The organism is Cellulomonas sp. CW35 (assembly GCF_052378485.1).
Taxonomy (GTDB): domain Bacteria; phylum Actinomycetota; class Actinomycetes; order Actinomycetales; family Cellulomonadaceae; genus Cellulomonas; species Cellulomonas uda.
Window position 1 is genome coordinate 965,778 of the sequence record NZ_CP199000.1, and the last position, 14,495, is coordinate 980,272.

The window sequence follows — 14,495 nt, forward strand, 5'->3', positions numbered from 1 at the left end:
CCGCAGCGGTGACCGCAGACGCCGCCGCGGGGCGTGCCAGCCCGCATGCCCGCGCCGACCGGCGCGGAGACGAAGGAGTCGCCGCATGTCCAGCGTCCTCGCGCGCGCCCGTCGCCCCCTGTCGCTCCTGACCGCCGCGGCGCTCGCGCTGGTCGGCGGCGCGGTGGTCACGCAGGGGGCGGCCACGGCCGCCGACCCCACGTACACGCTCGTCGGCTCGCTGCAGACCGAGCTCGGCTGCGCGGACGACTGGTCGCCCACGTGCACCGACGGCGACCTCGCCCCCGTCGCCGGCCGCGAGGGGCACCACGCGGCGACGGTCACGCTGCCCGCGGGCAGCTACGGCTTCAAGGTCGTCGCCGACCACGCGTGGGACACCGCGTACGGGTTCGGCGGGTCGAGCGACGCGGGTGCACCCGACGTGCCGCTCGTCCTGGCGGGCCCCACGCGGCTCCTCGTCGACTTCGACGTCGCGACCGGACGCACGTCCCTGACGCCGCTCGACCTGCAGGACGAGGCCGAGCAGGACGCGGTCGCGCTCGCGCCCGTCCGCCAGCCCGGCTCGGGTCAGCAGCTCTACTTCGTCATGACCGACCGGTTCGCCGACGGCGACCCGTCGAACGACCGCGGCGGCCTCACGGGCGACCGCCTGGTCACGGGCTTCGACCCGACGGACAAGGGGTTCTACCAGGGCGGCGACCTCGCGGGCCTGATCGACCGGCTCGACTACGTGCAGGGCCTGGGCACCACCGCGATCTGGCTCACGCCGTCGTTCACCAACAAGTACGTGCAGGGTGCCGGCACCGACGACGTCTCGGCGGGCTACCACGGCTACTGGGTCACGGACTTCACGACGCTCGACCCGCACTACGGCACGATGGCCGAGCTGGACGCGCTGCTGGACGCCGCGCACGACCGCGGCATGAAGGTCTACTTCGACGTCATCGCGAACCACACGGCCGACGTGATCCAGTACGAGGAGGACCCGCAGCCGGGCGACACCCCGTACCCGTACGTCTCGCAGGCGGACCGCCCGTACACGGACGCGGACGGCGACGCGTTCCTGCTCGCGGACGTCGTCGGACGCCCGTTCCCCGAGCTGGACCCGGCGACCTCGTTCCCGTACACGCCGGTGGTGCCCGAGGCCGAGCGGGACGTCAAGGTCCCGGCGTGGCTCAACGACCCGACGCTGTACCACAACCGCGGCAGCTCGACCTACGCGGGGGAGTCCTCGACGCTCGGTGACTTCGGCGCGCTCGACGACCTCATGACCGAGAACCCGGTGGTCGTCGACGGGATGGCCGACATCTTCTCCGACTGGGTCGACCGCGGCATCGACGGCTTCCGGATCGACACGGTCAAGCACGTCGACATGGAGTTCTGGAGGTCCTGGACGGCGCAGGTCATGGACCACGCGCGCGCCACGGGCAAGGACGACTTCTTCATGTTCGGCGAGGTGTACGACGCGGACGCGGCGAAGACGAGCCCGTACGTGCGGCAGACCGACATGAGCGCGGTGCTGGACTTCGCGTTCCAGTCCGCGGCGTCGGGGTACGCCGGCGGCGGGTCCGCCAGGAGCCTCGCGGGGCTGTACGCCTCGGACGACCTGTACACGACACCGGACTCGAGCGCGTACGCGCTGCCCACGTTCCTCGGCAACCATGACATGGGGCGCATCGGGTACTTCCTCGCGGGCAAGGACGCGGCGCTGGACCGGGACGTCCTCGCGCACCAGCTGATGTTCCTCACGCGCGGCCAGCCGGTCGTCTACTACGGCGACGAGCAGGGCTTCGCGGGCACCGGTGGCGACAAGGACGCGCGGCAGTCGATGTTCGGCACCCAGGTGGACTCGTACGCGGACCAGCCGCTCGTCGACGGCACGCCGATGGGCACCGACGACCACTTCGACACGGGCTCCCCGCTGTACGAGGCGATCGCCGAGCTCGGCGCGCTGCGCGGCGAGCACGACGCGCTGTCCCAGGGCGCCCAGGTCGAGCAGCTCGTCGCCGACGGCACGGGCGTGTACGCGTTCAGCCGCGTCGACCGCGACGAGCGCGTCGAGTACCTCGTCGCGGTCAACAACGCGACTGCGGCACGCACCGCGACGTTCACGCCGCTCACGCCGGACGCCACGTTCGACGCGCTGTACGGCGCGACCGGCTCCGTCACGGCGGACGACGAGGTGACGCTCGAGGTGCCGGCGCTGTCCGCGGTGGTCTACCGCGCGACGAGCCCGCTGCCCGCGCGCACGGCCGCCGTCGACGCGCAGTTCGTCGGCGCGCCCGGTCTGCCGGTCACCGCGCTCGAGGACCTCGCGGTCACGCTCGACGAGGAGGCGTACGCGGAGACGACGTTCTCCTGGCGGGTCGCGGGCGACGACGCGTGGACGACGCTCGGGACGAGCGACACCGGCCGCCCGCGCGTGTTCCACACGACCGCGGGCCTCGCGCCGGGTGCGCTCGTCGAGTACCGCGCGGTGGTGCGCGACGCGAGCGGCAACGAGTCCGTCGCGACGACGTTCGCGACCGTGGGCGAGGGCTACGGGCCCGGCACGCCCGTGGTGGCCGACGCCGAGAGCGTCGTGACGCTGCCCGGCAGCCACGGCTCGGAGATGGGCTGCGCGGCCGACTGGCAGCCCACGTGCGCCGCCGCGCAGCTGACGCAGCAGCCCGACGGTCGCTGGTCGGGCACGTTCGCGTTGCCCGCGGGGACCTACGAGTACAAGGTCGCCGTCGGCGCCGCGTACTACGAGGCGCAGGGCGCCGAGAACGGCGGCTGGCACGAGAACTACGGCGAGGACGGCGTGAAGAACTCGCCGTCGGGCAACATCACGTACACCGTGACGGACCCCGATCGTCCCGTGACGTTCTGGTACGACCCCGCGACGCACCGCGTGGTGAACGACGCCGCGGGCGCGGTGTACACGGTCGCGGGTGACTTCCAGACCGAGCTCGGCTGCGCGGGGGACTGGAGCGCCACGTGCCTGACCGGCGTCCTGGCCGACCCGGACCGGGACGGCGAGTGGACGTACACGACGTCCGCGATCCCCGCGGGCACGTACCAGGCCAAGGCCGTGCGCGGCTTCGACTGGTCGACGAGCTACGGCACGGCCGGTGGCGGCGATGTGGCGTTCGCGGTGACCGCGGAGACCCCGACGGTCACGTTCCGGCTCGACACCGCGACGGGCGTGCTGACGATCGACGCGGGCACGCCGCAGGAGCCCGGGCCGGGCGACCTCGTCGTGAGCGTGCCGGGCAGCCACAACAGCGAGATGGGCTGCCCGGGTGACTGGGCGCCCGACTGCGCCGACGCGCGCCTCGAGCTCCAGCCGGGCGGGGTGTACGCGGGCACGTTCACGATCCCCGCGGGCTCGTACGAGTACAAGGTGGCGATCGGTGGCTCGTGGAGCGAGAACTACGGCGCGGGCGGCGTGCGGGACGGCGCGAACGTCGCGTACACGCTGGACGCCGAGCGTGCCGTGACGTTCGTCTACGACCCGGTGACGCACCAGTTCACGTCGACCGCCGAGGGGCCGCTGTTCACGCTCGCGGGCGACTTCCAGTCCGAGCTCGGCTGCCCGGGCGACTGGCAGCCCGACTGCCTCGCCGCGCTCCTGCAGGACGGTGACCGCGACGGGACGTCCACGTTCACGACGACGAGCCTGCCGACCGGGTCGTACCAGGTGAAGGTCACGCAGGACCGGTCCTGGGACCTCAACTGGGGTGCCGACGGCGTGCCCGGGGGTGCGAACATCACCTTCTCCGCGACGACGGGCAAGCAGGTGCTGTTCTCGTTCGACTCCGAGACGAAGGTGCTCACCGTGACGGTCCAGGACCCGCCGCTGCCCGGCACCGGCCAGGCGCGCGCGCACTGGGTCACGGCCGACACGCTCGCGTTCCCGCAGGACCTGCTCGGCGACGCCGACGCGGCGGACCTGACGTGGTCGCTGCACGCGTCGCCGACGGGCGGGCTCGAGCTCGCCGACGGTGCGGTCGAGGGCGGCGAGCCGGTCGCGCTCACGTACGACCCGGCGGGACTGCCCGGGGACGTCACGGCCGCGTTCCCGGCGCTCGCGGGCTACGCCGCGCTGCACCTGTCCGCGTCCGACGCGGCGCGTGCGCCGCAGCTGCTCGAGGGCGAGCTGCGGGTGCTCGCGGCGGGCGACTCCCCGGTCGCCTTCACGGGCGTGCAGGTCCCGGGCGTGCTCGACGACCTGTACGCCGACGCGGCGGCCACCGCGGACCTGGGCCTGACGTGGGACGACGGCACGCCGTCGTTCGCGCTGTGGGCGCCGACCGCCCAGGACGTCGACCTGCTGGTGTGGCCGGGCGAGGTGTCCGGCGAGCCCACGCGCGTGCCCGCCGAGCGCGGCGACGACGGTGTGTGGCGCGTCGCGGGCGAGGCCGGCTGGACCGGTGCGGCCTACCGCTACGCCGTGACGGTGTACGCCCCGAGCCTGCGGCGTGTCGTCGTGAACGACGTGACGGACCCGTACTCGGTCGCGCTCACGCAGAACTCGACCCACTCGGTCGTCGTCGACCTGGCCGACCCGGCCACGCGGCCGGCGATCTGGACGGACACGCCGTCCCCGACGGTCGAGCAGGCCGTGGACCGTGCGATCTACGAGCTGCACGTGCGGGACTTCTCGATCGCCGACGAGACCGTGCCCGCGGCCGAGCGCGGGACGTACCTCGCGTTCGCCCGCGACAGCGCGGGCACGCGGCACCTCGCCGAGCTCGCCGGTGCGGGCCTGACGACGGTGCACCTGCTGCCGACGTTCGACATCGCGACCATCGAGGAGGACCGCGGGGAGCAGGAGAGCCCCGCGTGCGACCTGGCGTCGTACGCGCCGGACTCCACCGAGCAGCAGGCGTGCGTCACCGCGGTGGCCGACGCCGACGGCTTCAACTGGGGCTACGACCCGTTCCACTACCAGGTGCCCGAGGGCTCGTACGCGGTCGACCCCGACGCGCGGGTCGGCGAGTTCCGCACGATGGTCGGGGCCCTGCACGCCACAGGCCTCGAGGTCGTGCTCGACGAGGTGTACAACCACACGTCGGCGGCCGGCCAGGCGGACACCTCCGTGCTCGACAAGGTCGTGCCGGGGTACTACCACCGCCTCGACGCGACGGGTGCCGTGCAGACGAGCACGTGCTGCTCGAACATCGCGACCGAGCACGCGCTCGCGGGCAAGCTCATGGTCGACTCGGTCGTGCTGTGGGCGCGCGAGTACAAGGTCGACGGGTTCCGGTTCGACCTCATGGGTCACCACTCGGTGGCGAACATGCAGGCCGTGCGGGACGCGCTCGACGAGCTGACGCTCGCCGACGACGGGGTCGACGGCTCGCGCATCTACCTGTACGGCGAGGGCTGGAACTTCGGCGAGGTCGCCGACGACGCGCTGTTCGAGCAGGCCCGCCAGGGCAACCTCGGCGGCACGGGCATCGGCACGTTCTCCGACCGGCTGCGCGACGCGGTGCGCGGCGGCGGCCCGTTCGACGAGGACCCGCGCGTCCAGGGCTTCGGCTCGGGCCAGCTCACCGACCCGAACGGCGCCGCGGTCAACGGCGACGCCGCGGCGCAGGCCGCCACGCTCGCGCACCAGACCGACCTGGTGCGGCTCGGGATGGCGGGCAACCTCGCCGACTTCTCGTTCCTCGCGAGCGACGGGACGGTGCGTACGGGCGCGCAGGTCGACTACAACGGCCAGCCCGCTGGGTACGCGACCGAGCCCGACGAGGTCGTCACGTACGTCGACGCGCACGACAACGAGACGCTGTGGGACTCGCTCACCATGAAGCTCCCGCAGGCCACCTCGATGGACGACCGCATCCGGATGAACACGCTGTCGCTCGCCACCACCGCCCTGGCCCAGACGCCGTCGTTCTGGCACGCGGGCGCCGACCTGCTGCGCAGCAAGTCGCTCGACCGCAACAGCTACAACTCGGGCGACTGGTTCGACGCGATCGACTGGACGGGGCAGGACAACGGGTTCGGCAAGGGGCTGCCGCCGCGGCCGGACAACGAGGCGAAGTGGCCGTACATGGCGCCGCTGCTGGCCGACCCGGCGCTCAAGCCGTCCGCCGACGACGTCGCCACGGCGTCCGACGCGGCGCTCGACCTGCTGCGGCTGCGCGCCTCGACCCGCCTGCTGCGCCTCGGCTCGGCGGACGCGATCGAGACCAAGCTGACGTTCCCCACCAGCGGCCCCGACGCGACACCCGGCGTGATCGTCATGAGCGTCGACGACACGCTCGGTGCGGACGCCGACCCCGCGCTCGAAGGCGTGCTCGTCGTGCTCAACGCCGGCACGGAGGCGACCACCCAGGTCGTCCCCGAGCTCGCCGGGCGCGAGTACGCGCTGTCCCCGGTGCAGGCCGCGGGGTCCGACGACGTCGTCAGGGCGACCACGTGGGACACCGCGACCGGCACGGTGACGGTCCCGGCCCGCACGGTCGCGGTGCTCGTGGAGGCCCAGGAGGACGGCGGGCCGACCCCGACGCCCACGGCGACACCGACGGCCGGCCCGACGCCGACGGCCGGTCCCACGCCCACGACGAGCCCGACGGCCACGCCGAAGCCGCACCCGACGCGCACGCCCCACCCGCACCCGACGCGCACGGCGAAGCCGCGGCCCGAGCCGACGCGCACGGCGAAGCCGCGACCCGAGCCGACGCGCACGGCCGCCCCGAGGCCGCGGCCGCGGGTCGAGCTCTCGGCGGGCGTCGTCCGGCGCGGGAGCACCGTCGAGGTGCAGGCGTCGGGTCTCACCGCGGGGGAGCGGGTCCAGGTGTGGCTGCACTCGACGCCGGTGCTGCTGCTCGGCGGGTCGGCCTCGGCGGACGGAACGGTCGACCTGACCGTGACGATCCCGGTGGACGCCGCGCTGGGTGAGCACACCCTCGAGGTCCGCGGCCTGACCTCCGGGCTCAGCGGGTCCGCGGCGGTGCGGGTCGTCGCGGCCGACGCGGAGCTCGGGGCCACCGGGTTCGACGCCGGGCTCGTCGCGCTCGCGGCCGCCGCGCTCGTCGCCGGCCTGGTGCTCGTGCTCGTCGTACGGCGGCGCCGCGAGAGCTGACGGGCCCGCGGGCCCGCGCACGAGGAGGGGCCCGGTCGCACCGACCGGGCCCCTCCTCGTCGTGGTGCGCGTCAGCCGCAGAGCATGCCGTTCAGGGTGAACGACGTGGGTGCGGCGGCCGAGCCGCTGTGGCTCGCGTTGAAGCCGAGCTGGACGTTCCCGCCGGCCGGGATCGTCGCGTTCCACGGCGCGTTGGTGACCGTCACCACCTGACCGGACTGGGTGACCTGCGAGCTCCACGCCTGCTCGACCCGCTGACCGGCGGGCAGCGTGAACCGCAGCGTCCAGCCGTCGACCGCGGTGGCGCCCCAGTTGCCGATGGTCACGTTGGCCGTGTAGCCCGTGTTCCACGCGTTGACCTGGTAGCTCACGCGGCACCCGGAGGGCACGGTCGTCGTCGCGGTGCCCGTCGGGGTCACCGACGGCGACGACGTCGGGGTGGGCGTGGGCGTGGGCGTGGGGGTGGGCGTCGGTGTCGGGGACGTGCTGTCCGTCGGGTGCGGGCTGCTCGTCGGCGACTGCGTGGGCGCGGGGCCGTCGAGGCCGAAGAAGTGGATCGCGGCGGCGGCGTCGACCGGCAGGTTGTGCGTCGTGTTCGCCAGCGAGTTCGCCTCGACGGGTGCCTGGTCACCCGTGCCGCCGTACCGCGTGCGCGTGACGACGCCGTTGACGCTGGTCGACGACGGCGTCGCGGAGACGCCGAGCACGTTCGTCCACTGCTCGACGGCCTCGCCGAAGTTGGCGTACGCGAGCGTCGTGTCCTGCGTGCCGTGCCACAGCTGCACGCGCGGGCGGGCGCCCGTGTAGCCGGGGTACGCCGCGCGCGCCAGGTCGCCCCACTGCTGGCCGGTGCGGTTGATGCGCCCCTGCGCGCAGTCGCTGTTCCACGGCGCCTGGCTCGTCGAGCCGGGCGGGGGAGAGGACGTCGAGAAGCACGTCGCCGGCACGCCCGCGAACGCGGCCCCCGCCGCGAAGATGTCGGGGTACGTCGCGAGCATCACCTGCGTCGTCATGGCGCCCGACGAGGTGCCCGTGACGAACACGCGCGACGCGTCGGTCGAGTAGGTGCGCTGCACGTAGCGGACCATGTTCGCGATGCTCGTCGGGTCGCTCCCGCCGTCGTGGCGCAGCGCCTGCGCGGACGACACGTCGAAGCACGCGCCCGGCCGGTCGGCCTGCGGGTACACGACGATGTAGCCGTACCGGTTCGCGAGCTCGTCGAACTGCGTGCCCGAGAACATCGCCTGGGCGCTGCCCGTGCAGTAGTGCACGACGACCAGGACCGGCGCGTTCGGCTTCACCGAGTCGGGGACGTACAGGTACATGCCGAGCCCGCCGGGGTTCTGGCCGAAGCTCGAGACCCGCACGAGCGAGGCGGCCTGGGCGGGTGGCGCGGTGGTGGTGGTGGAGACCAGGGCTCCCACCGTCGCGAGGCTGAGGGCGGCCAGCGCGGTGCCGGCCAGGGCGCGCAGGCGCCGGGACAAGGACGTCGTCATCGATGACCCTTCCGTCGGGCGGACCCGCGTGCGCGCGTCCGCCCGGAAAGCGTCGTCCCGCCGCTCGACGAGCGACAACGCGGCGTCGGGCGATGAACCGTTTCGCCTCGACACCCGATGGGCCCGGGACGCACGGCCCGGCCGGGGCGGGACCGGGCCGACGCGCGTCGCGCGCTCGTCGCCGCGCCGGACGACCGCGCGCGATAGGTTCGGCGCAGGGAGTCGGGCCGCCCACGAGGCGCCGACGACCCGCACGTCCGGTCGATCGAAGGAGCCCGCCCGTGTCCGCACAGAACGCCGAGAAGACCCCCGCCGTCGTCACCGTGACGGGTGCGGCCGGGCAGATCGGGTACGCCCTGCTGTTCCGCATCGCGTCGGGCCAGCTCCTCGGGCCCCACACCCCGGTGCGGATGCGTCTCCTCGAGGTCCCGCAGGCCGTGCGCGCCGCGGAGGGCACCGCCATGGAGCTCGACGACTGCGCGTTCCCGCTGCTCGCGGGCATCGACATCACCGACGACGTGCGTGCCGCGTTCGACGGCACGAACGTCGCACTGCTCGTCGGCGCGCGTCCGCGGACCGCCGGGATGGAGCGTGGCGACCTGCTGTCCGCCAACGGGGGGATCTTCGCGCCGCAGGGAGCCGCGATCAACGCCGGCGCGGCGGACGACGTCAAGGTGCTCGTCGTCGGCAACCCCGCGAACACCAACGCGTTCATCGCCGCCTCGCACGCGCCCGACGTGCCCGCCGAGCGGTTCACCGCGATGACCCGGCTCGACCACAACCGCGCGCTCGCGCAGCTCGCCGCGCGGACCGGACGGCGGGTCGACGAGATCCGCCACCTGACCATCTGGGGCAACCACTCCGCGACGCAGTTCCCCGACCTCACGCGCGCCACGGTGGCCGGCACGCCCGCGACGGACCTCGTCGACGCCGCGTGGGTGGCCGACACGTTCATCCCCACCGTCGCGAAGCGCGGTGCCGCCATCATCGAGGCGCGCGGCGCGTCGTCCGCGGCCTCGGCGGCGAACGCCGCGGTCGACCACGTCCGCACGTGGGTCGACGGCACCCCCGCCGACGACTGGACGTCGGCGGGCGTCCTCTCCGACGGCTCGTACGGCGTGCCCGAGGGGCTGATCTCGTCGTTCCCCGTGACCTCCGACGGCACGTCGTGGTCGATCGTGCCCGACCTGGAGCTCGACGCGGACTCGCGCGCGCGGCTCGACGCGTCGGTGGCCGAGCTCGTCGAGGAGCGCGAGGCGGTGCGCGCGCTCGGCCTCGTCTGACCGGGCCGTGCGGGTCGCGATCCGGGTCAGGCCGGGGGCGTCACGGACGCGCGTCGGCGGGTCGCACGCCGGCGCGCTCGTCGTCGCCGTGTCCGCCCGGGCCGTCGACGGCGCCGCGACCGAGGCCGCGCTCGCGGCGGTCGCGGACGCCTTCGGCGTGCGCCGCCGCCACGTCACGCTGGTGACGGGCACGACGAGCCGCGACAAGGTCGTCGACGTCGACGACGACGCGCTCGCCGACGCCCCGGCCCGCCTCACGGCACTCCTGAACGCCTGACACCCACCCCGGCCCGCGCGAGGTCGCGCGTCTCTCGGGAAATCGCGCAGACGACTGCACGACCTCGCGAGAATCGCGCGACCTCACGAGGAATGACCCGGCGTCAGCGGAAGACGATGGTCCGGTGGCCGTCCAGCAGGACGCGGTGCTCGGCGTGCCAGCGCACCGCGCGGGCCAGCGCCCGGCGCTCGACGTCCTGCCCGAGCGCGACCAGGTCGTCGACCGACCGCGTGTGGTCCACGCGCTCCACGTCCTGCTCGATGATCGGCCCCTCGTCGAGGTCGCCCGTGACGTAGTGCGCGGTCGCGCCGATGAGCTTCACGCCCCGGTCGTGGGCCTGCGCGTACGGGCGCGCGCCCTTGAAGGACGGCAGGAACGAGTGGTGGATGTTGATGACGCGCCCGGCCAGCCTGCGGCACAGCTCGTCGGACAGGATCTGCATGTACCGGGCGAGCACGACGAGCTCGACGTCCAGCTCCTCGACGAGCTCCAGCAGGCGGGCCTCCGCGTCGGCCTTGGTGGCCGCGGTCACGGGCACGTGGTGGAACGGGATGCCGTAGAACTGCGCGAGCGGCTCGAGCACGGTGTGGTTCGACACGACGGCGACCAGGTCGACCGGCAGCTTCTCCGAGCGCTGGCGGAACGCGAGGTCGTTGAGGCAGTGCGCGGCCGTGGAGCCCATGACGAGCGTGCGGACCGGCCGGCCGGCGACGTCGAGCGACCACGTCATGTCGAAGGCCGCGCAGATGCGCTCGAGCGCCCCCGCGAGCTCGTCGTACGTGACCGCGGACGTGACCTGGACGCGCATGAAGAACAGACCGGTGAGCGCGTCCCCGAACTGCTGCGACTCCGTGATGTTCCCGCCGTGGTCCGCGAGCAGCCCCGCGACGGCGTGCACGATCCCGGGGCGGTCCGGGCACGAGAGGGTCAGGACCCAGTGGGTCTCTCCTGGGGTCGTCGGGCTCGCAGTGTGGGACACGAGTCCCGAGAGTAGTGCGCCGCGCCGCGCGGCTGACACGATGGCCGTATGACGGCCGACCTCGACATCCGCAAGGTGACCACCGACGACGCCGGCGAGCTGCTCACGCTGCGCCGCGCCGCGTTCGTCACCGAGGCGCAGCAGTACGGCGACCCGCACATCCCGCCGCTCACGCAGACGGTCGAGGAGCTCGTCGAGGACCTGCAATCTATCTTATCTACTCTATTACTACTTTTTCATTTACTTTCACCTTCTTACTTTACTAACCTCATTTCAAACTATTTCCCATCATTCCCCTCACTTCCTTAACTCTACTCTCCTACCATCATTCCCTTTAACTTCTACCCCTCATCATCACTCTCACCATCCTACCCATCCTTCCCTTCAACCTTCCTTATATTTATAACCCTTTTCCCTCCTCACTTATCCTCCCCACTCCCTCCATACCCCTCTCCTCCTTCAACTCTCCCCATCCCTCCTCCTCCCTCTTTCTCCCCATCCCAACTCTAACCATCTCCATACCCCATTACTCTCCCCCTTCTTACATACCCGCCCCTATCTCCACCCTCACCTTTCCCTACTACTACCCCTATGTCTTACCCCCTTCATTACTTCTTTCCTCTCCTAACCTACTCCTTCCCCCTCCTTATCCCCCCTTATATCCTCCCCCATTACTTCTTCCCCCCTCCCAACCCCCCACTCCTTATCCCTTCTAGCAACTATCCCATATTTCTCCCTCTTTCCCCCCACCTCCACTCACACTCTTCTCTTCCTCCCTTATTTAATGGCGTTTCTGTTCAGCCGTATACCCCTATTACTACCACTCCTCTTCTCCTCTACTATGGCTCCGTGTACTATACTCTCGCCGGTCCCGGGCCGCAGCGCGGTGGACCCGGTGTGGCTGGCGCGACCGCTCGACGCGGTGCGGGCCGTCGGGGCGGGCCTGCGCGCGCTGCACGACGCGCTGCCGGTCGTCGGCTGCCCGTTCTCGTGGTCGGTCGAGGACCGGCTCGGCCGGCTCGACGACCGGGACCGTGCCGCCGCGCTCGCCGAGGCGCCCCCGGTCGACCGGCTCGTGGTGTGCCACGGCGACGCGTGCGTGCCCAACACACTGCTGTCCGACGACGGCGCGTGGCTCGCGCACGTCGACCTCGGCCGGCTCGGGGTGGCCGACCGTTGGGCGGACCTGGCGATCGCGACCTGGAGCACCGTGTGGAACTACGGCCCGGGCTACGAGGACGCGCTGCTCGACGCGTACGGCGTCGCGCCCGACCCCGAGCGCACCGCGTACTACCGCGCACTGTGGGGCAGCCCGCGCGTCTCGGCCTGGTAGGCGACGGCGGGGGCTCATCCGGTGACGGGCCCGTGCCGATGAAGCGGCGTGACCGAGGACCTCGCCGCGCCGCCGCGTCTCGCCGAGGACGACCGGCGCGAGCTGCTGCTGTCGTGGGCCGTCGCGGCAGACGCGCACGACGAGCTCGTCCTGTGCGACCTGCTCGTCGACGCGTCGGGCGGCACGGCGCAGCCCGTCACGTCCTGGCGCGCTCGCACCGCCGTGCTCCGCGGGGAGCCGGTGCGGGCCCTCGAGCTGCTCGGGCGTCGCGTCGACGAGACCGAGCTCGCGGTGCCGCGCGAGCCCGACGACGTCACCGCGCTCGTCGCGCTGGCGACGCTCGGCGACCGGCGCGCGCTGCCCCTGCTGGTGCGTGCGGGGCAGGTCCCGGGGACGACCCGTGCGGCCCACCTGTACCTGCTGGCGCTCGCCGCCGAGTACTCCGGCCGGGCGGACCTGGCGACCGACGCGTGGTGCGCGCTCGCGGACCAGGGCACGGACACCCCTCTGGTGCTGGGCCGCGCCGCGGCGGGCATGGTCGCGCGCCGGGACCGGACGGACGCGGACCGCGCCGCCGACGAGGTGTACGCGGCCGCGCTCCTCCTGCGCGGCGGCTCGCCGTCGCCGTGGCGTGACCCGGCCGCTCTCGAGCACGCCGCGACCGTGCTGCAGGACTCGGGTGACCCGGCCGGTGCCACGCTGCTCGCGTGCGCCGTGCGCCAGGTGTGCCCGCCGGGCGCTCCGCTCGAGGAGGTCGTGCGGCGGCTGCGGCCCCGGCGCAACCGGTGGGCGTCGCTCGCCCCGTGGCTCGTCGCGCTCCCCATGCTCGCCTTCGGGGCCCTCGGGCTGGTCGCGGGCTGGTACCTGGGCGGGATGCTGCAGCGGGCCTGGCGGCGGATCCCGTCGTGGTCGTTCGAGGACGAGCGGCTGTGGTTCGGCATCCGCGCGCAGTCCTACGACGTCGCGCGCGGTCGTCCGCGGACGTCCACGCTGCGCCCGCTGGACGTGCTCGGCGCGGTGCTCGGTGCGGCGGTCGGGACCGGGCTCGCGGCGGGTGTGGCGGGTGCGGTGCCGCTGAGCACCGAGACGGGCGCCTCGACGGCCCTCGCGGTCGTCGTGTGGACGACCGGCGTCCTCGGAGGGCTCGCCGCGGGCGCCCTCGGCGGGGAGGCGGTGCACCGCGCGCGTGACCGACGCGGGCTCCTCGCGGGCCTCGAGGTCGACCTCGCCGTGACGCGTCGCGTGCTCGCGACGTGCCGCTGCTGGTCCACCCAGTCGCTCGTCGGTGTCGCCGCCGCCGCGTACGCCGAGGGGCACCTGCGCCCCGCCGGGTACCCGGACGCGGGGCTCGACCGGCCCGGCACGGTGTTGCTGTGCGAGCTCTCCGGGGCCCGGTGGCTCGCGACGTGGACCGCTTCGGGGCGGTCCGCGCTGCTCCTGCGCGGGGTGCCGCGCCAGGACGATGTCGTCGAGCCGGTGGCCACCGGCCTCTACCTGTGAACCGGCGTCACTCGCCGCGGTAGGCCGCCTCGAGCGCGGCGATGTCGAGCTTCTTCTGCGTGAGCATCACCTGCGTGGCGCGGGCGGCGCCCTCGGGGTCGGCGTCGGGGGACAGCGTGAGCTCCATGAGGCGCGTGGGCACCACCTGCCAGGACAGGCCGAACCGGTCGGTGAGCCAGCCGCACGCGACCTCCTGCCCTCCGCCCGCGAGCAGCGCGTCCCAGTAGTGGTCGATCTCGGCCTGGTCGGCGCAGTCGACGACGAACGAGAACGCGGCGTCGAGCTGCAACGACGGCCCGGCCGAGATCGCGTCGACCCGCTGGCCGTCGAGCTCGAACGTGACGACGAACGGCGCGCCCTTGGTGACGCCGGGCATGTCCGCGGGCGCGTGCACGACGTCGAGGATGCGGGAGTTCGGGAACACCGAGACGTAGAACTCGGCGGCCTCGAGCGCGTTGTCGGAGTACCAGAGGTGCGGGCGGACGATGCCCATGGCCGTGCTCCGTTCATGGTGCGTGCGTGTGTGCGCGCTGGCGGGTGGGTGCGGTC

At 73.1% G+C, this 14,495-nt stretch carries 7 protein-coding genes and 2 pseudogenes; 6 read left to right on the forward strand and 3 right to left on the reverse strand.

Translation table 11 applies throughout. The annotated features are described in order from the left end of the window. The first annotated feature begins 85 nt into the window (after positions 1 to 85). Positions 86 to 7,078: a pullulanase-type alpha-1,6-glucosidase gene (gene pulA / locus ACT17Q_RS04615; RefSeq protein ID WP_444664941.1), complete on the forward strand. Its 6,993-nt coding sequence runs from the start codon at positions 86 to 88 to the stop codon at positions 7,076 to 7,078. A gap of 71 nt (positions 7,079 to 7,149) precedes the next feature. Here the strand turns inward: pulA and ACT17Q_RS04620 are convergent, their stop codons facing one another. Beyond that, the gene (locus ACT17Q_RS04620; RefSeq protein WP_444664942.1) at positions 7,150 to 8,574 is read right to left on the reverse strand and encodes an extracellular catalytic domain type 1 short-chain-length polyhydroxyalkanoate depolymerase; all 1,425 of its coding nucleotides are present in this window, start codon (positions 8,572 to 8,574) and stop codon (positions 7,150 to 7,152) included. A gap of 281 nt (positions 8,575 to 8,855) precedes the next feature. Between ACT17Q_RS04620 and ACT17Q_RS04625 the strand changes: the two genes are divergently transcribed. Further along, the gene (locus ACT17Q_RS04625) at positions 8,856 to 9,857 is read left to right on the forward strand and encodes a malate dehydrogenase (RefSeq protein ID WP_444664943.1); all 1,002 of its coding nucleotides are present in this window, start codon (positions 8,856 to 8,858) and stop codon (positions 9,855 to 9,857) included. Positions 9,858 to 9,864: 7 nt separating this feature from the next. Continuing rightward, the gene (locus ACT17Q_RS04630; RefSeq protein ID WP_444664944.1) at positions 9,865 to 10,134 is read left to right on the forward strand and encodes a DUF167 domain-containing protein; all 270 of its coding nucleotides are present in this window, start codon (positions 9,865 to 9,867) and stop codon (positions 10,132 to 10,134) included. 103 nt (positions 10,135 to 10,237) lie between these two features. Here ACT17Q_RS04630 and purU read toward each other — a convergent pair whose 3' ends face one another. Then, entirely contained in the window at positions 10,238 to 11,113 is an 876-nt protein-coding gene (gene purU / locus ACT17Q_RS04635) for a formyltetrahydrofolate deformylase (RefSeq protein WP_444664945.1), read from the reverse strand. Positions 11,114 to 11,161: 48 nt separating this feature from the next. On the opposite strand from purU, the pseudogene ACT17Q_RS04640 reads away from it, so the two are divergent. The 3 genes and pseudogenes from ACT17Q_RS04640 to ACT17Q_RS04650 form a co-directional block, all read left to right on the forward strand. After that, positions 11,162 to 11,317, forward strand: a pseudogene (locus tag ACT17Q_RS04640) (GNAT family N-acetyltransferase); the annotation flags it as partial. Between the two features lie 664 nt (positions 11,318 to 11,981). Further along, positions 11,982 to 12,446 (forward strand): annotated as a pseudogene (locus ACT17Q_RS04645) (phosphotransferase); the annotation flags it as partial. A gap of 48 nt (positions 12,447 to 12,494) precedes the next feature. Next, positions 12,495 to 13,946, forward strand: coding sequence for a hypothetical protein (locus ACT17Q_RS04650; RefSeq protein ID WP_444664946.1), 1,452 nt, complete (start codon positions 12,495 to 12,497; stop codon positions 13,944 to 13,946). 7 nt (positions 13,947 to 13,953) lie between these two features. Here the strand turns inward: ACT17Q_RS04650 and ACT17Q_RS04655 are convergent, their stop codons facing one another. Beyond that, positions 13,954 to 14,439, reverse strand: coding sequence for a VOC family protein (locus tag ACT17Q_RS04655; protein WP_444664947.1), 486 nt, complete (start codon positions 14,437 to 14,439; stop codon positions 13,954 to 13,956). Positions 14,440 to 14,495: the final 56 nt, after the last annotated feature.

Bases quoted from the DNA above. Each gene is read 5' to 3' on its own strand.
- pulA (WP_444664941.1), top strand. From the start codon at position 86: ATGTCCAGCGTCCTCGCGCGCGCCCGTCGCCCCCTGTCGCTCCTGACC.
- ACT17Q_RS04620 (WP_444664942.1), bottom strand. From the start codon at position 8,574: ATGACGACGTCCTTGTCCCGGCGCCTGCGCGCCCTGGCCGGCACCGCG.
- ACT17Q_RS04655 (WP_444664947.1), bottom strand. From the start codon at position 14,439: ATGGGCATCGTCCGCCCGCACCTCTGGTACTCCGACAACGCGCTCGAG.